We start from the raw sequence: 19,387 nt of genomic DNA on the forward strand, positions 1-19,387 counted from the left end.
TTTCGCAGTGTTTACTGTGATTGTAGGGTTTGGATTAACTGTCAATTTACCAGTTGCACTATTTACACATGTGGCATTGTTCGATGAAATCGTACAGGTCGCTGTGTAATTATATGTTCCTGTATTGGCTTGTGTTATTTTTAAAGTAGAACCACTTGCGCCTGTGTTCCATGTGATTGTTCCGTTTGAACAGCCTGTTGCTACCAATGTCGCTTCTTTACCTGCACAAACTTCTACATCTGCTACGGCTATCTGTGGTTTGCTGTTCGCTTTTACTACTCCACTTGCTTCTGCTGTACAAACTTTACCGTTGGTCGTTAATGTACAAGTTGCTGTATATGTCCCTTCTGCACTCACGGTGATACTTGTACCTGTCGCACCTGTGCTCCATGTTACTGTTCCTGTACAGCCCGTCGCTTCCAATTTACCACTTTCGCCTGCACAGATTGTTAAATCATTTACTGCAATGCTTGGTTTCGGTGCTGTCTCAACTTTTCCTTCTGCTGTACCGATACATCCTTTAGCTGTTGTACATGTTGCCGTGTATGTCGTTGTGCCTGCTACTGTTGGTTTAACTGCCAATGTGCTGCCACTTGGGGTGCCTCCGCCTGTCCAACTTATTGTGCCAGTACATCCTGTCGCTGTTAAAGTAGCTGTTTCTCCCAAACAGATTTTCGCAGTGTTTACTGTGATAACAGGATTTGGATTAACTGTTAATTTACCCGTTGCACTATTTACACATGTTGCATTGTTCGATGAAATCGTACACGTTGCTGTATAATTGAATGTTCCTGCATTCGCTTGGGTTACTTTCAAGGTTGAACCTGTTGCACCTGTATTCCATGTGATTGTTCCGTTTGAACAGCCTGTCGCTACAAGCGTTGCTTCTTTGCCTGCACATACTTCTACATCTGCTACGGCTATCTGCGGTTTACTATTCACTTTTACTACTCCACTCGCTTCTGCTGTACATGATTTGCCATTGGTCGTTAATGTACATGTTGCTGTGTAAGTTCCTTCTGCACTAACTGTGATACTTGTACCTGTCGCACCTGTGCTCCAAGTTACTGTACCTGTACAGCCTGTCGCTTCCAATTTACCACTTTCTCCTGCACAGATGGTTAAATCATTTACCGCAATACTTGGTTTTGGTGCTGTCTCAACTTTACCTTGAGCTTGTGCTGTACAGCCATTGCTTGCTGTACATGTAGCTGTGTAAGTTGTTGTACCACTAGCAGTTGGTTTAACTGCTAAAGTACTGCCATTTGGTGTACCACCGCCTGTCCAACTTACTGTGCCAGTACAACCTGTGGCTGTTAAGGTAGCTGTTTCGCCTAAACAGATTTTCGCAGTGTTTACTGTTATTGTAGGGTTTGGCTTAGCTGTAAATGTTACCGAAAGTTGTTTAGTACAATTACTAGCATTTTTGTCTCTTATATACATAGTATAAGTACCAGCAGGTAATGTAAATACATTTGATGCCTGCCATGTACTATTGTCTTTACTATATTCGTAGCTTCCACTACCACCTGTCGCTGTTACTGTAGCTGTTCCATTGGTTTGTCCACACTCAATTTCTGTTTTAGCTACAGTACCATTAACATCTGTGTCGTAACAAGTAGTAAGTTTAACGCTATCAAATTTCAAAGCTCTTCCGTTAGCATAACCTACTACTCTAACTTTTGCAGTTCCGCTTGGAGCTACCATCGATATTGGGGTGATAGGTACGAGCGTTCCGTTATAATCGTTAGTAACGGTAGCTTTAGAAGAAGTGGCGATAACAGTACCACTTGCATTCAGAAACTCGAAATAGATTTGCGCTATGGCAGGAGCCGCTTTGTTATGAGTAGCAGCTGAGGCATTAAGCGTGTAGACTTTACCTACAACTATATTAGTTGTAATATCCTGGTAAACTCTGAACTCGCCTACCGCATCGCTGTTATTTAAAATAGCAAAACCTCCGGTTGATGAACCTGTTGCACGTTCAAAACCTCCGTTGGTCGCTGTCCAGTTATTGGCGTTGCTGTCAAAATTACCATTAGTTACAAGGTTATCAGACTCACAAACACAAGGAATGCACGTAAGTGTACTTGTTAAAGTCTTTTTACAAGAAGCACCTTCTGTATTTTTATCTCTTATATATATAGTATAGTTGCCTGCACCTAAACCTGAAAATATATTTGATGTTTGCCAGTTGGTGTTGTCTTTACTATATTCATATTCCCCGCTTCCGCCGGTTACACCTGTTACGGTAATACTACCGCTGTTGGTATTACATACAGGATTAGAGCTAACCAACGAACCATCAATTGCATCATAACAAGTAGTAAGTATTACGCTATCAAACTTCAATGCTCTTCCGCTCGCATAACCTACTACTCTGATTTTTACGGTATTGGCAGGTGCAACTGCTGAGATAGGCGCAATAGCTACCAGAGTACCATTATAATTATTGGTAATAGTAGCTTTAGATGATGTTGAGATAACATTACCGCTAGCATTCAAAAACTCAAAGTAGATTTGTGCTACGGCCGGAGCTGACTTGGTATGAGTAGCTGCTGAAGCATTAAGTGTATAAGTTTTACCTACAATAATCCCTCCTGTAATATCCTGATAAACTTTGTACTCGCCAGAAGCATCGCTGTTGTTTAACAAACCGAAGCCTCCGGTTGACGAACCAGTTGCACGTTCAAAGCTACCGTTTGTGGCTGTCCAACTATTGGTATTGCTATCAAAGTTACCATTAATTACAAGGTTGTTAGAAATACATATACAAGGCACGCAGGTTAATGTAACAGTAGTATTCTTCTTGCAATTATCAGAACTACTATTCACATCTTTTACATATATAGTATAGTTACCCGGTGCTAAGTTTGTGAAGATATTTGATGTTTGCCAGTTTGTACCATCTTTGCTAAACTGATAATCACCACTACCTCCATCTGCTGTTGCAGTAATAGTACCTTTATTCTGAGTACAGTTACCATCAGCAACTGCTGAAAGCGTTACCGGCTCATAACAAGCAGTAAGCACAAGGTTATCAAACTTCAAGGCTCTGCCTTTCGAATACCCTACTATTCTGATTTTAGTAGTATTAGCAGGAGCCAGTGCAGTAATGGTCGAGATTGGCAATAAACCAACAGTTGTGTAATCATTTACTACATCAAATTTATCTGATGTACCAACTAGTGTAGTTCCGTTAAAAAATTCAAAATATAATTGTGATTTTACTGTACTTCCATTAGGTGGGTTATGTGTGGCAGCATCGGCATTTAACGTATATTTTAAACCGCCTATTACGCCACTTGTTATTTCATAGTAGGCATAATTATTATTACCGTTATCGCTATTATTCAAAACAGCAAAACCGCTTCCTGCACCAAAATCAATAGTTGAAGGGTTCTTGCTCCAACCCGTTAAAGTTGATGAACCAAAATTACCATTAGCTACAAAAGTGTTCGAAATACAGTTTGTACAACATTCTACTTGTTGTGTTTTAAATGTATAATCGGTATAACAGGCATCTTTACCACCCCACACACGTACAGTATAACTTGTATTAGGTTTCAGGTTTTTGAAAGTAATTGAACTCTCGCCCGATTTTAGTTCGATGTTTGAACTTGCGCCATATATAGGAGTTGTACCATAAGTTGTACCTTGTTTAATATCGGCTCTTACTTTTTCAGTGCTATTATATACCAGACCTGAAATAGTTACATAACCATTATTATTAGGTGATGAGCCATTACAAGTACCACCACTAAAACCAACATTAGCAGCCGTAATTACAGGCGCTACGCAATCACATTTAAAGTTACCACAAACAAATGTAATTGATTTACCAGATACGCCCGGTTGGTAGTCGATGTATGTCCCGAAACCATTAGTTGTTCCGTTCGATAATGAATTATAAGTTATTTTAGTAACACAGTCTCCGGCAAATGTAGTAACAAAAATATCGCCTCCTGGTCCGAAAGCAATATCAAATGGATCTACTTTACCATTATTGGCACTACCATTATTTTTAGTAGGTGTAGGGAAATAATATGTATTAAGACGTGTTTTAGTATCAACATCATATTTTTCTAATCGGGCAGCTAAACTGGCATTTCCGCTCCCACTCGTATTGCTATTAGATAATACTGCCCAAAGAGTTCCGTCTGGGCGGAAAGTGATACCTCTATAGTAATACCCACTTGGTGCAGTTGCTATGATTGTACTTTTACTTGTACCAGCCGTGGTAAAGTTTGGCGTAATCATTTCGATAGTACTTGTTCCTTTACCAAATTGCCAGTTGGTAGTAAAATATATATTTCCACTAGTTGGATGAACTGCTATTCCCCAGAATTCTTGAGTAGCCGAGTTACTCGCACGAGATTTAGCAAAAGCAGCTTCTACTGTATTAGTAGTTGTGTTTATTCTATATATATTATTATACGTTGTTACATATAAAAATTTGTAGTCTGGTGTGAGTGTAACATCTAATAAATCTTCACCAGGAAGTTTAATTGGGCTAAGAAATTTAGCTTGATTGTAATCATATACACGAACTTCGCCCTGATCACAACATGTTGCGATGTAAGCTATATTTCTTTCCGGGTCTACGCACATACCTTCACCACCCCCACCGGCATCAAACTTACAACTAGTGATACCTGTGCTAGCGCCAAACTGATACACATCAGTGCGGGCTGTTTGTCCGCCATTTGATGTCGCTATCAGTTCTCCTACAAGCATGTAATATTTATCACAGCCTAGAGGAGCATTCTGAGCACTTACCACAGATGTACTAAACCATATACCTAGCATAGCTATTATGGCTAAAGTACGTCTCATGGCTATGATACCGAATATATTTCCGTTTGTGGATTGGCTACCAGATAAAGCCTGGGATTTCAGGCTTGGCAGCTTGTTAGGTAATAATAGGTTAAATAAAGCATTCAGCAAACTTTTACTTTTTTCGGCTATAAAAGTTTTGCCAACACCTGTGGACCAAGATGTAGAATTTCTCATGGTATTAATTGTTACACTCAATAGTTATATGTATATAATGACCAGCAACGGTCTCGCAATTGTTCACTTTAAAAATTAGCCTTGCCAAGACAAAGCATTTACATTATTGCCAATTTTCTTTCCTTCCGAAAGCCCAACTTCATTATCATGGCAGGTATGGATACCTCCATACAAACGAGCATCGGCTGTTTCGATGGCCACTTGCCAGAACGAACTGAATTTTCGGGCTTTATATTCCACCACTCGCTCGGTATCCATTGGGCGGCCAACATGAGAATCATCAACAATGTTCATGCGATTCCCATATATATCAGCCAACACCGTAGCTGTTGCTGCTGCTTGAGCAGCATGGCCTGAATAAAAAGCAGGGAAAGGAGGCTCTGGCCAGTAAAGGTTCCATAGCGTAGCAATGTTATAAAAGATAAAGAACCATGGTCGTTGAGCATGGTAATAGTATTTGCATTTCCAACAGTTGATAAAAGCATCGGCTACTGCCATACCCACTTTTGCATAAGTCTGGGTTGCTTTAAAGAAATCAGCCTTAGCCGTAACAATAGTTATGGTTGCAAGATTGTATGAATGCCCCGGAGGCGAGAATGTTTCGGTTGGGTCATCGCCCCACCAGTTTGCAATCTCTTTTTGTTCCTGCGTAAGTTTATCTCTCATCTGATACACTTCATACATCTGAAAATAGTAGTCAGACTCTTTGCTATAACTGTAAGGTATTTTTTTCGGAATTTCCAACTGACCATTCGAAGAAACAAAGGTGCGGTTTCTACCCCAATATGGGTGTAATGGCAAAGCTACCGGCGATTGTCCTTTTGGTGGTGCCTGCCATTTTCCATCTCCGCTTGGCAAGGCATAAGTACTATCAAAATTACGTTTGTAACCTTTATAACCGCCATCAGTTTTCGACCACTCAAAAATCGCTTTGGCAATCTCCTGACCGTATCTGGCCGAACGCTCGGCTATTTCTTTATTTTTTTCTGATTTGTAGATAGCATTCTCCAAAGAATCAATGCTTGCTTTGTTGGCATCGGGCGTATGCTCGTATAATTGTTTTAATAAATATGCCTGGCTTGCATTAAGAGAGATAACCCAGTTGTATTTCTGGTCTTTTTCTGGCTGTGGTAAGTCTTTTAAACCATTCAATTGGCCTGCCAACGATTTATAAGTAGTAGTACCATGTACTGCGCTTTCGTACATAGCTAAACCTAAATAGCCCAACGAGCGTGAGCCATAGGTAGGTGAGCCACCTTGCGTACCTTTCAGTATTCTCAGTGTCATGTTACTCCATTTCACCGGAACCTCAGCACTAAGCACTTTTCCTGCTTTTTCCTGAACAGATGGGTTCTTATCATTCGCACGAACAGCAACATACCCCATTACCATACTAGTGGTAATCAGTAATTGCGTCATGAGTAGTGATAGAGTTCTAAACTTCATTTTTCTTAAAATATCTCAAAATTCAATCAATAGCGTTAAATCAATCAAAACAAGATTTGATGACTTTTTGGAAGAAAATTAATGCATTCTTCCATGCTGAATTACCATTGCTGTATTACAGATATTACTAAGAGTGCAATTGTTTGATTGCGAAGAAACTTTAGCAGCAAATACACGAACATCTGATAAAACCAATAGGGCTTCAATCTTTGAGAATGATTGAAATAACAGATAGAAAACAGAAGCAACAGATGCATAGCTTCTAATTAAAGGAAATGTATTCCTCATCGTGTAAAATAGTAAAGGTTCACTCAATAGTAAAAATGTATATGGAATTCAAATAAATATCAATTAGGTATTCTTATGTTATGCATAAGACGATAATAATTGTGAAACGTCACAAGGCAGACACACAAAAACAATTATTATTTTTTACTTTTTATTACTCTGAAAAAAAGAAGCAAATTACACTTCAGACAAGTACTATGGCATAGTATTTGATGTACAAACTTATACATTTAACTAAATCCATGCCAAAGTAGGCTTTTGCTACTTTTATTTCTGTACCGTGCTAGAAACCCTCAACGATTGCTCGTTTTTGTACAATAGAAACACACTATTGTGGGACTAATACAGTAATTGTATTATAATAGTGCAAAAATCATGCTAAAAACCTCGCACGCTCTCGCATTCGTTAAAATCATTGTAAAAAAATTTATTACCAGTAATTTTCATCTTTATATTTGTACTCAAATCAAATACACTCATTGTGAAACTCTGGCAAAAGGAAAGCAGTAGAAATACTTTAGAAAACAATGCAATTGAAAACTTCACGGTTGGCAACGATCGTGAGATGGACCTATATTTGGCAGAGTTTGATGTACTCGGCTCAATGGCTCATGCCATCATGTTGGAAACAATCGGCTTGCTCGAAGCTCCTGAACTAGAGAGCCTCTTAAAAGAGTGCCGAAAGATATACAAGGATATTGAAAATGGCAAGTTTTTAATTGATAAAAATATCGAAGATGTGCATTCTCAGGTAGAATGGCTACTTACGCAGGCACTTGGCGATACAGGTAAGAAAATTCATAGTGGTCGCTCCCGTAACGACCAAGTATTGGTTGACCTGAAATTATTCATGCGCCATCAGGTACGCATCATTGTTCAGAAAATTGAATTGGTATTTCAGCAATTAATTCAGAAAAGTGAAATACACAAAAACGACCTGTTGCCCGGCTATACACACCTTCAGATTGCCATGCCTTCTTCGTTTGGGCTTTGGTTTGGAGCTTACGCCGAAAGTCTGGTCGATGATATAAATGTATTACAAGGCGCTTATAAAGTTGTCAATAAAAATCCATTGGGCTCAGGTGCAGGCTATGGCAGTTCGTTCCCGCTGAACCGTAAGCTTACTGCCGAGATTCTAGGCTTCGAAGACCTTAATTATAATGTAGTATATGCGCAGATGACCCGTGGCAAAACCGAGTATGTGGTTTTATCTGCCCTAACTTCCTTGGCCACTACCCTATCACGTATGGCTATGGATATTTGTCTGTATAACTCGCAGAACTTCGGTTTCTTGACCCTGCCTGACGATTTCACAACAGGTAGCAGTATTATGCCGCATAAGAAAAACCCTGATGTAGCCGAATTGCTGAGGGCAAAAACCAACCGATTAAAAGGTTTACCTACCGAGCTAGCTTTTGTAACAAGTAACTTACCAAGTGGCTACCACCGTGATATGCAGATTCTGAAAGAAATTCTGATGCCCGCATTCGACCAGGTAATTGAGTGTCTTGATATTACAGCTTTGATGCTACCTAATATTCAGGTAAAAGGAGATTTATTGGCCGATAAAAAATATGACCCGATTTTCTCGGTCGAAAGAGTAAACGAATTGGTAATGCAAGGTTTACCTTTCAGAGATGCTTATCTACAGGTAAAAGACGAAATTTTCGGAGGCACCTACGAAGCATCAAGAGATTTGAATCATACGCTTGAAGGTAGCATCGGCAACCTATGCAATGATGAAATTGTAAGAATGATGAACGAAGCGATTAAAAGCTTTGAATTCGAAAAAATAGATAAAGCCTTTGAGAAGTTGCTGAACTGGGGCAATGAATAAAATATAATTGTACCTTGGAGTTATGTTGCATGGCTCCAAGGTACATATCTGTTTTTCCTCTATATATCTAAGATATAATTCTCACCTACTTCTTATCACTAACAGCCGCCGCAATTTTAGAATCTGCAGTTCCATAGTACAAAAACCAGCGGTCTTTAAAATGAACTAAGCCCTCAACAAACACTACGTTATTTACTTGTCCGGTTAGCTCATAAGGTTTATCAGGTTCAAAGAAGAAAGTTTTCGAGCGGTCGACAATTTTTGTCGGGTCGTTTTTATCAAACAATACCTGCCCGGCTCTGTAAGCATTTTTGGTATCAGTTGCCTTATTCTGAAAACCCTTATTGGCACTATTATAAATAAGTAGTATGCCCTTATCAGTTACAAAAGCCGCAGGGCCTGATTCCACTAGCCAGCTATCAAAATTATCGTCTCTTGGTTGTACAATTGGCTTAGGTTTACCTGTTTCGTCTTCCAGAATCTTCCAATCTGTCAGATTATCCGAACTTGCCAGAAAAAGATTGGTATCACCAAAATACATCCAGTACTTACCATTGATTTTTGTAGCAACAAACTTCTCCTTTACTTTCTCACAAATAATCGCTCCTGACTTCGACCACAGGCTCTCATATTTGGCATCTTTAAATGCCAGCCCTTCTTTTTTCCAGGTCTGTAAATCAGGCGATGAAGCCACACATAAACGAGCCGTTTTGCCATCGTAGGCAGTATAAGTTAATATGTATCGGCCGTCTTCTGTCTCTACCAGTCGTGGGTCTTCGCAACCACCCGGATACTCATATTTTTTCATGAAGTCCTCTGCCGGATAAAACACAGGTTTAGGCTGGCGGGTAAAATGAATCCCATCGTCGCTCACAGCCAATCCAAGGCGTGACGTGCCATCAACTACTTTAAGCGTATCTTCTGCTCTGTATAACAGATACACCTTGCCGTCTCTCACAACTGCCGACGGATTATACACATCTTTGGCTTCCCAGTTAATACTTCTTTTCAAAATAGGGTCGTCGAAAGTAGTGGTGTCATTAGGTAACAAAACGGGGTTGTCGGCATCTTGTTTCACAAATGGGCCTAATTGCCAGTCTTGTTGTTGGTCTTCGGTTTTATTTTGGCAAGCTGCCAGGCAAATGGAAAGAATGAAAAGGTATTTTTTCATAGATTTGTATTTTCGGTTTTACTTATCACCAGATAAGTAGGTTGAATAAATAATAAGGGGACTAATCCCCTATCCAAATATATAGACAATCTCAATAAAACTAAAATGCTACGATTAATCTTTCTCATTTGCTTATTAACAACCACTTCATTGCTGGCGCAAGAGCGTTTAATTATGGTAGGTGGCGGCAAACGTACACCCGATGTAATGGCCAAATTTATTGAACTAAGCGGCAAAGAAAATGGCAAAATACTGGTTATTACCTGGGCTAGTGGCGAGCAAGAGGCAAGCTTTAATGCTTTCAATAAAGACGTAGTGGCACAATCAGGCATTAAAGTTGAACAAGCTGCAGTATCGCCATTGACACCGGAAACAAAGGCTATATTTTTGAAACAACTGCAATCGGCAACAGGTGTGTTTTTTACAGGTGGCGACCAAACCAGAATCATGGCTGTTTTGCAGGACGAAGAACTATTTAATGCCCTACATGCAAAGTACAAAGCACAAGTAGTATTTGCGGGCACAAGTGCCGGAACAGCAATTATGAGCGAGAAAATGATTACCGGTGAAGGAGACTTCAAAGTAATTGATGGTTCAAAAGTTGAAATAAAAAAGGGTTTGGGGCTATTAAATAACATTATTGTTGACCAACATTTTATTAAACGCCAAAGACAAAACCGACTCATTGGTCTGATTTTTCAGAATCCTACTTTGTTAGGCGTTGGTATTGATGAAAATACTGCTCTATATGTAGAAGGCAATAGAATAGCTGAGGTACTGGGCGAAAGCGAAGTAATGATTTTTGAAGCATTGAAAAACCCAAAAGAAATGAAGTTTGTAATGCTGGCCAAAGGCGAAAAATTTGACCTTACAAAACGAAAACGTGTAAAATAACTCAAAGCAAAGATTTATTTCGGCAGGCAAAAGACATTTTTCTTACCTTTGCAATAAAAATTAATATTAGATGAGTACCGACCGTTATATGCAGCGTGGCGTTTCTGCCGCCAAAGAAGATGTTCATAAAGCCATTGAAAAGCTTGATAAGGGTTTATTCCCAAAAGCTTTTTGTAAAATTTCGCCCGATACGCTTGGCGGAGATGCAGAATATTGCAACATCATGCATGCCGACGGCGCAGGTACCAAAACATCGCTGGCTTATTTGTATTGGAAAGAAACCGGAGACGTATCGGTATGGAGAGGGATTGCACAGGATTCTATCGTGATGAACACCGATGATTTATTGTGTGTAGGTTCGGTAGGCCCTATGCTTATTTCATCGAGTATCGACCGAAACAAAAATAAAATTCCAGGCGAAGTAATTGCCGAAATTATTAATGGTACAGAAGAATGCCTTGAAATGCTCCGCAGCCACGGCATCGAAATATATAGCACAGGCGGCGAAACCGCCGATGTGGGTGATTTGGTACGAACCATTGCAGTAAACAGCACACTTATTGCCCGCATGAAAAGAGCCGACGTGATTTCGAACGACCGTATACAAGCAGGTGATGTAATTGTAGGCTTAGCTTCTTATGGACAAGCAACTTACGAAAACCATTACAACGGCGGCATGGGCAGTAACGGCCTTACTTCGGCACGCCACGATGTATTAGATAAAATCTATGCTGAAAAATATCCTGAGAGTTTCGATGGAGACATCGATTTCTCGTTGGTTTACAGTGGCAAAAAATCGTTGACCGATGCCACAGCAACCGAACCTTATAATGCTGAACTTGATAAAGAAACCCTAGATAAGCTACCTGATATTGGTAAACTCATCTTGTCGCCTACCCGCACTTATGCGCCGGTGGCTAAGGTTTTCTTAGACGAACTTCGCCAGCACATACATGGCATGGTTCATTGTAGCGGTGGAGCACAAACCAAGGTTTTACACTTTATAGATAAATTGCATGTTGTAAAAGATAATCTTTTCCCGATACCTCCATTGTTTAAACTTATTCATGAGCAAAGCGGCACTAGCTGGCAAGAAATGTATAGGGTCTTTAACATGGGGCATCGTCTGGAAGTTTACTTGCCACAAGAGCATGCTCAACGCATTATCGAAATTGCTCAATCGTTCAATATCGATGCACAGATTATAGGCCGTGTAGAAGCATTCGATACTAAACAAGTAACCATCAAAAGCGAATTCGGCGAATTTGTTTATAACTGATACAAGTTTAGAGCCTGTTTAAATTATCTTTCTGGCATTACTTTGCCTCAGAAGATATATTTAAATAGGCTCTTTTTATTAAAGCCTTGCTACTACTGTACCCCCTCTGTATGAGTTTCTTTCTACTTCTGGTCTTGAAACTTCTTTAAATTCTTATTAAGAACTATTTTTCTGAAAACAGTCTGTCTTAAGTAAGCACTTCTTGCTCCAACCTGAATAACACCTATAAAAATGATTGAGCGGCTATATCAATAATTATTCCAAACCTTTTTTTCAATCAAAATAAGTGCATTTTTCTACCTATTTACCTGACTTACAGGCAATTAGTTTATAAAATTTATATTTACAATAAAACTTCTTTTTAGCACGGTTTTTGTAACCGTTTAATAACAAATGAGATGAATCTATACCCGTGCTATAATGAAGACAATCGCTATTGGGGGCTTACTATGCCTTTTTGTTATTAATCTTTTTGCACAAAAACACACAGAAACAGTTTATCGTAGTTTTTACAATCAGACCATCACCATATCGCCTGAAAATCCTGACAAGATGATTAAGAAACGATACAGTGTATTTATTGATACAACCAAAAACTCTGTTTTCTCTCAAAATTTGATAGAGAGAATAGCGTTTGACGATTACTACGAGTCGCTGATTCAGCGTGCGTGCAGAGATTTTAAGACATCAAAGAAAATAAATGAATTACGGTCGTTCAAAGATGACCCTATCTTGAGTCAGCTTCCCCGAAAATGGTTTGAAGCCCAAGAGCTTAATGGCACTACTTACATTTTTTGCCCCAAAGTCTTAAAAAACCATTATTCTTTTACCCTTACCGACTCTACCGTGCATGTAAGCAAAGGACAAGCACCAGATACTTACTTTATTAAATCAGTACGAAATACCGGCAACACCATTGTAATAGATTGTTTTCAGGGAACAAAATTTACGATAAAGATTCTTGACGAAAAAACAAAGCTCGCAGTCTGGAAGATGGAAGAACTTGGCAACAATACTGCGCTATACCGCTTGTCGGTTCCGGTTGATAGTTTTCAATATTATAACATGATTGTAAACCACAGCGCCGAAGAGAAAATACCCGACGATTTAATTTTTGACGAACCTGATTATGAAAGTTTGTTGTTGACGCCATACAATATGAGTGTCCAGAGTTTCTTGCATACGGGAAACCGATAATCAGAATTTATAAAGACTATTGTATGGGCTTTTCAATAATTTAGGCGTAGATTCGTTACTGAATTTTGGTTTCCAAAATATAAAAACACTTTTGTTTTAAATTACTCTCTTATTTTATCAATGAAATCTATACTTTCAATAGTTTTTATTTTGTTTGGTGTTAGTGCTTTTGCACAAAAAAAAGATGCCTTTCTTTTGTCTGCCAATGATTTTGATGCCAAGCTAAAAGCAAAAGCCGAAACAGCCCAATTAGTAGATGTGCGTACTCCTGCCGAATTTGCCAGCGGGCACATTAAGCGTGCCGCAAATATCAACTTTACCGACGATGATTTTGAAGATGCTGCCAAAAAGAAACTAGACAAAAACAAACCTGTGTTTTTGTATTGTTTTTCGGGTAAACGTAGTGCTGATGCGGCCGGTTTTCTGAGAACTATGGGTTTTAAGGAAGTATATGACCTAAACGGAGGTTTTGCTCAATGGACTGCCTCAAGCAAACCCTACGTATCGAGCAACCCAAATACAAAACCTATTGCAGCTTTAACACTACAAAATCTTGATGATATTGTAAGAGCCAACGATGTAGTAATGATTAATTTTTATACCGATTGGTGCGAGGCTTGCAAAAAAATGACGCCCTTACTCAACAAAGTAGCTGACGAAAACAAGCAAATAAAGTTACTGAAAGTTGATTCGGAGAAGAATGATATTATTGCCTCAGTTTTTAAGGTAGAAGAAAGCCCAACTTATGTGATTATCAAAAAAGGCAGGCGAGTATGGAGCGGCACAGGCGAAATAAGCGAACAGGAATTAAAAGATGTACTGCAAAAATTAAATAAGTTATAAAACAAAAACGGCTACGAAGAAAATCTCCGTAGCCGTTTTTTATAAATGCATTATCTGCTATTACAAATTCATTTTCTTCAATTCTTTTACTGCAAAATCTGCTGCACGAGCAGTTAATGCCATATAAGTTAAAGAAGGGTTTACGCAAGAAGCCGAAACCATAGCTGCACCATCGGTAACAAATACGTTTGGTGCTCCCCAAACCTGATTGTTAGCATTCAATACAGACGTTTTCTTATCTCTTCCCATACGAGCTGTACCCATTTCGTGGATACCAATACCCGGATTCGGCGTAAGGTTATTATAAGCATTGATGTTTTTCAAACCTGCTGCTTCAAGCATTTCGGCAGCTTCGTTCATCATATCAATACGCATTTTCAAAGCATTTTCGCCCCAGGCTGCATCAAATTCAACAATCGGTAAGCCCCAGCTATCTTTCTTGTCTGAAAGTGTAAAGCGGTTGTTTTCGTCAGGTAATGTCTCGCCGAAACCACCAATGCCGAATGTCCAAGGCCCAGGCGTAGTGATAGACTCTTTGAAATCAGCACCAAAACCTTCTTTGTAGTTTCCACGGCCCCAACCTTCACGGCTTGCACCACCTTGGTAGCCAAAACCTCTCACGAAGTCTCTTTTCTTATCGCTACCCCAGTTAGTAAAGCGTGGAATATACACACCATTGGCACGGCGGCCATAGTAGTACATATCTTCCATCCCTTCGAAAGTACCCGAAGCACCAACGCTTAGGTGGTGGTCCATGATATTTCTTCCTAATTGGTCTGACTCGTTACCTAAACCATTGGCATGTGTTTTAGATTTCGACTGCATTAATATCCACGCCGAATTGATAGCCGAAGCATTCAGGAAGATAATTTTCGAGAAGAAATCCATCTGCTCTTTTGTATTCTGGTCAATAGTTTTTACACCTACTGCTTTGCCTTTCTCGTCGTCAAATATTACTTCATACACAATCTTGTCAGCCATCAAAGTCAGATTTCCTGTTTTGTTAGCTGCCGGCAAAGTTGCCGATTGTGTACTGAAATATGCCCCAAACTGGCAACCACGCATACAAGCATTCTGGTACTGGCACGAAGCACGACCCAATTCTGTTTGTATTTGCGTTGGCGCAGTTAAGTGTGCCGTACGGCCAATAGTTACATGGCGGCCATTAAATTTCTTCTGTACCGAATTACGTATTTCTTTTTCTACGCAGTTCATCTCCATACCCGGCTGAAAGTTACCATCTGGCAATACATCAAGCCCTTCTTTATAACCACTTACGCCAATAAACGTCTCTACATAGCTATACCAAGGTGCCAGGTCTTTGTAACGGATAGGCCAGTCGATACCGTGGCCGTCTTCCAGGTTAGCTGTAAAATCTCTTTCGTTCCAACGGTAACTCTGGCGACCCCACATTAATGAGCGGCCTCCTACATGATAGCCACGAATCCAATCGAAACCACGTTTTTCAAGATATGGGTTTTTCTTATCGTTTTCAAAATGATGACGATGCTCTTCATTGGCGGTGTATCCTGTACGCACATTGGCCCAATATTCCTCTCTCGCCATATTATCTACTTTACCTCTATGCGGAAAATCCCACGGATTTTTACCTGCTGTTTCGTAACCTGTTACGTGCTTAATATCACGTCCACGCTCAAGCATTAAAACTTTGAGTCCTTTCTCACACAGTTCTTTAGCAGCCCAACCACCTGATATACCTGACCCTACAACAATGGCGTCGTAAGTCATTTGTTCTTTTGCTTTTCCTTGAATATTCATTTCTTTAAGGTCGAATTTCTGTCAATTAATTTTTTACAAAGCCCAAACTTTTTGTCCCGGAGTCATTTTCACACAACCATCATATCTACCCGGTATCGCCACATAAGCCAATGCATTTTTAGCACCTACTTCTGATGTAAAGTAACCTAGTAAAGTTAATTCTTTCATTAATTTAAAGAATGGTACCGGAGGTGCCACCTGCTTTGCTTCTTCACCCTTTTTAGGATTTGGGTCTTTAGGGTCTTTTATTAATCCTGTTTCGTTATCAACTATCTTTTTCGGCTGCGAGTTTTCTCTTACCTCATCATTGGCCATTTGCTCAAATTTCTTCAAAAGGGCAGTTTGCTGCTCTGGCGTGCTCTCCAGAAACTTCTTGCCATTTTCTTTCTTCGAAGCCTCTTCTAAAGCATCTAAGCCTTTTTTGAAATGCTCTTGTTGCGCAGGCATATAGCAATCTTTCAGCATCACTTCTATAAAAGGCCCTACTCCGGCATCTTTAGCACCCGGGGTAGATGTTTTAGGGATAATTATCTCGGCAATTTCAGAAACTAAATTTTTGTAATCGGGAGAGAAAGAAAAACTCGAAGTTGTTGCTTCGGTTGCAGTATTGGACGTACAACCTTCCAACATAGCAATCATTGTAGGGGCAGACAAAGCACCTCCCATCAGGAAGGCCACTCTTTGCATGGCATCTCTTCTATTCAATGTCGTAGTAAATTTAAGGGTTGTCAAACATATTGGACTGTGAAATTACGCAAGAAAAAACTGTCTATGCAAGTTTGATTTCATGAAAATTCAATTAAAAACGAGAAAAACCAAATTTTAAGTATGCCGTTTAAAGATACTTAGTAATTTTTAACTAAGACCCAAAAATAAAAAGCACAAATTGTACAAATCCAAAATCTTGGTTTTCTCTCATTCGAGCTCAAAAACCATTCAATAAAAAAACTGCCATTTAATCACAAAAATATAGACTTAATAGAGGTACTTGTTCGTTAAGTACCTAATTTTGAAAAAATATTTTCATTTTTTCACACATAGGCTTGCTTATATTCTCAAAAAATAATCTAATTTTACGGCATATTTTTTGCTCTAAAAAAACAGTAGACAAATTTTTAAATTCTGAAAATCATATAATATGAAAATCGCAGTTGTTGGAACAGGTTATGTAGGTTTAGTAACTGGTACTTGTTTTGCAGAAACAGGCAATCAGGTAACTTGCGTAGATATAGATAGTCGTAAAGTTGAGAAATTAAATAAAGGTAAACTAACTATCTACGAGCCGGGTCTTGATGTTATATTTGAGCGTAATACCAAAGAAGGACGCTTAAAATTTACAACCAATCTTGCAGAGGGAATCAAAGATGCACAGGTTATTTTCTTAGCCTTGCCAACTCCTCCGGGCGAAGATGGTTCTGCCGATTTAAAATATATCTTAGGTGTGGCAACAGACCTGGGCCCTTTGTTAGAAAACTATGCAGTTATTATCGATAAAAGTACTGTACCTGTAGGAACAGCCGAGAAAGTACACGAGCGTATTGCTAAAAATGCAAAAGTTGAATTTGACGTAGTATCAAACCCTGAGTTTTTGAGAGAAGGTGTGGCTGTTGAAGATTTCATGAAGCCTGACCGTGTGGTAATCGGTACTCAGTCAGAGAAAGCGAAGAGAGTAATGGAGAAACTATATGCTCCATTAGTGCGCCAAGGCAATCCTATTATTTTCATGGATGAGCGTTCGGCCGAAATGACAAAATATGCAGCTAATGCATTTTTGGCTATGAAGATTACTTTCATGAACGAAATAGCTAACCTTTGTGAAAAAGCAAATGCTAACGTTGACGATATTCGTAGAGGTATTGGTACAGATAGCCGTATCGGAAAACGTTTCTTATTTGCCGGAATCGGTTATGGCGGAAGCTGTTTCCCGAAAGACGTACAGGCTTTAGAAAAAACTGCTAACGAATTTGATTACGATTTCAAAATCTTGAAATCAGTAATGAAAGTAAACGAAAAGCAAAAAACCAAATTGATTCCGCAATTGAAAAAATATTTCGATGGCGACCTAAAAGGTAAAACAATTGCTTTATGGGGATTGGCATTTAAACCGCATACTGATGATATTCGTGAAGCTCCGGCTTTGTATAACATCAAAGAGCTTAGAAAAGCAGGTGCTAAAGTAGTAGTTTATGACCCGGAAGCAATGGACAACGTGCGTGAGGTAGTAGGTAAAAAAGTAAAATATGCCAAAAATCCTTACGAAGCGCTTCAAGGTGCCGATGCTCTTATGATTATGACCGAATGGCCTGAGTTCCGTACACCTGATTTTGAGAAAATGGAAGGTACATTGAAAAACAAGGTGATTTTTGATGGTCGCAACTTGTATGAGCTGAAAGACATGAAAGAGCTAGGCTATACTTATTACAGCATGGGTAGAAAAACAGTAAAAGCTTAAATATAATAATTCGGAAAGCGATGCAGGTATCACCTCCCCTATCCTGTTTAGTTTTCTCTCCTATTTATTTAGCCATACAGGGGAAATTTAACATATTTCTATGAAAAGAGTTCTCATTACAGGTGGTGCAGGTTTTTTAGGCTCACACCTTTGCGATAGATTTATTAAAGAAGGACATTATGTTATTGCAATGGATAATCTCATAACCGGAGATTTACGCAATATCGAACACTTGTTTAAGCATCCGAATTTTGAGTTTTATCACCACGATGTAAGCAAGTTTATCCATGTGCCGGGCGAGCTAGATTATATTTTACACTTTGCCTCACCTGCCAGCCCGATTGACTACCTGAAAATCCCGATTCAGACACTGAAAGTGGGTTCGTTGGGTATTCATAACTGTCTGGGTCTTGCACGTGTAAAAAAAGCCAGAGTTATCATTGCTTCTACTTCTGAAGTGTACGGCGACCCGCTCGTACACCCACAAACAGAAGAGTATTGGGGGCACGTAAACCCTGTTGGCCCTCGTGGTGTGTATGACGAAGCTAAACGCTTTCAGGAAGCCATGACAATGGCCTACCATACTTACCACGGTGTTGAAACCCGTATTGTTCGTATCTTCAATACTTATGGCCCTCGTATGCGCCTGAATGACGGCCGTGTATTACCTGCTTTCATTGGTCAGGCATTACGTGGCGAAGACTTAACAATTTTCGGAGATGGTTCACAAACACGTTCATTCTGCTTCGTTGCCGATTTAGTAGAAGGTATCTATCGCTTGTTGTTATCTGACTATGCGTATCCGGTAAATATCGGAAACCCGGCAGAAATCACAATTAAACAATTTGCGGAAGAAATAATTAAGCTAACAGGCACCGACCAGAAAATTGTTTACAAACCATTACCAAAAGACGACCCTAAGCAACGCCAACCAGATATTACTAAAGCAAAAGAAATATTAGGTTGGGAGCCAAAAGTAACACGTGCAGAAGGTCTGGCAATTACTTACGATTACTTCAGAAACCTTCCTAAAGAGAGACTTTATGAAGAATCTAATCACAGAGATTTCGAAAAGAAATAAGTTTTATACAACAAGAATGGAGGCTTTGGCCTCCATTCTTGTTGTATAAAACATGTAATGTTATTATCAATGAAATTTCACCCAACCAATCAAAAATACTACTCCAT

12 protein-coding genes are annotated in these 19,387 nt (G+C 39.4%); 7 read left to right on the top strand and 5 right to left on the bottom strand.

Translation table 11 applies throughout. The annotated features are described in order from the left end of the window. Window positions 1–5,013, bottom strand: a 5,013-nt coding sequence (locus tag WAE64_RS21110) for a hypothetical protein (RefSeq protein WP_340239769.1), incomplete at its 3' end; no start/stop codon positions are given. A gap of 75 nt (window positions 5,014–5,088) precedes the next feature. Beyond that, window positions 5,089–6,459, bottom strand: coding sequence for a vanadium-dependent haloperoxidase (locus WAE64_RS21115; RefSeq protein WP_340239770.1), 1,371 nt, complete (start codon window positions 6,457–6,459; stop codon window positions 5,089–5,091). A 769-nt stretch (window positions 6,460–7,228) separates the two neighbouring features. Between WAE64_RS21115 and argH the strand changes: the two genes are divergently transcribed. Continuing rightward, the gene (argH, locus tag WAE64_RS21120) at window positions 7,229–8,584 is read left to right on the top strand and encodes an argininosuccinate lyase (RefSeq protein WP_340239771.1); all 1,356 of its coding nucleotides are present in this window, start codon (window positions 7,229–7,231) and stop codon (window positions 8,582–8,584) included. A gap of 85 nt (window positions 8,585–8,669) precedes the next feature. On the opposite strand, the gene WAE64_RS21125 is transcribed toward argH, so the two are convergent. Then, window positions 8,670–9,755: a glycoside hydrolase family 130 protein gene (locus WAE64_RS21125; RefSeq protein WP_340239772.1), complete on the bottom strand. Its 1,086-nt coding sequence runs from the start codon at window positions 9,753–9,755 to the stop codon at window positions 8,670–8,672. A gap of 105 nt (window positions 9,756–9,860) precedes the next feature. On the opposite strand from WAE64_RS21125, the gene WAE64_RS21130 reads away from it, so the two are divergent. The 4 genes from WAE64_RS21130 (at window position 9,861) to WAE64_RS21145 (ending at window position 13,968) form a co-directional block, all read left to right on the top strand. Then, entirely contained in the window at window positions 9,861–10,649 is a 789-nt protein-coding gene (locus tag WAE64_RS21130) for a cyanophycinase (RefSeq protein WP_340239773.1), read from the top strand. Window positions 10,650–10,719: 70 nt separating this feature from the next. After that, complete coding sequence (locus WAE64_RS21135) at window positions 10,720–11,928, top strand: AIR synthase-related protein (protein ID WP_340239774.1); 1,209 nt, start codon at window positions 10,720–10,722, stop codon at window positions 11,926–11,928. A gap of 420 nt (window positions 11,929–12,348) precedes the next feature. Further along, window positions 12,349–13,125, top strand: coding sequence for a hypothetical protein (locus WAE64_RS21140; protein WP_340239775.1), 777 nt, complete (start codon window positions 12,349–12,351; stop codon window positions 13,123–13,125). A 120-nt stretch (window positions 13,126–13,245) separates the two neighbouring features. Continuing rightward, complete coding sequence (locus WAE64_RS21145; protein WP_340239776.1) at window positions 13,246–13,968, top strand: rhodanese-like domain-containing protein; 723 nt, start codon at window positions 13,246–13,248, stop codon at window positions 13,966–13,968. A 60-nt stretch (window positions 13,969–14,028) separates the two neighbouring features. On the opposite strand, the gene WAE64_RS21150 is transcribed toward WAE64_RS21145, so the two are convergent. After that, window positions 14,029–15,747: a GMC oxidoreductase gene (locus tag WAE64_RS21150; RefSeq protein ID WP_340239777.1), complete on the bottom strand. Its 1,719-nt coding sequence runs from the start codon at window positions 15,745–15,747 to the stop codon at window positions 14,029–14,031. 33 nt (window positions 15,748–15,780) lie between these two features. Next, complete coding sequence (locus WAE64_RS21155; RefSeq protein ID WP_340239778.1) at window positions 15,781–16,452, bottom strand: gluconate 2-dehydrogenase subunit 3 family protein; 672 nt, start codon at window positions 16,450–16,452, stop codon at window positions 15,781–15,783. A 433-nt stretch (window positions 16,453–16,885) separates the two neighbouring features. Between WAE64_RS21155 and WAE64_RS21160 the strand changes: the two genes are divergently transcribed. Further along, window positions 16,886–18,199, top strand: a complete 1,314-nt coding sequence (locus WAE64_RS21160) for a UDP-glucose dehydrogenase family protein (RefSeq protein ID WP_340239779.1) — start codon at window positions 16,886–16,888, stop codon at window positions 18,197–18,199. Between the two features lie 100 nt (window positions 18,200–18,299). After that, complete coding sequence (locus tag WAE64_RS21165) at window positions 18,300–19,280, top strand: UDP-glucuronic acid decarboxylase family protein (RefSeq protein WP_340239780.1); 981 nt, start codon at window positions 18,300–18,302, stop codon at window positions 19,278–19,280. The last annotated feature ends 107 nt before the right edge of the window (window positions 19,281–19,387 follow it).

It is taken from the genome of Emticicia soli (genome assembly GCF_037860775.1).
Lineage (GTDB): Bacteria > Bacteroidota > Bacteroidia > Cytophagales > Spirosomataceae > Emticicia > Emticicia soli.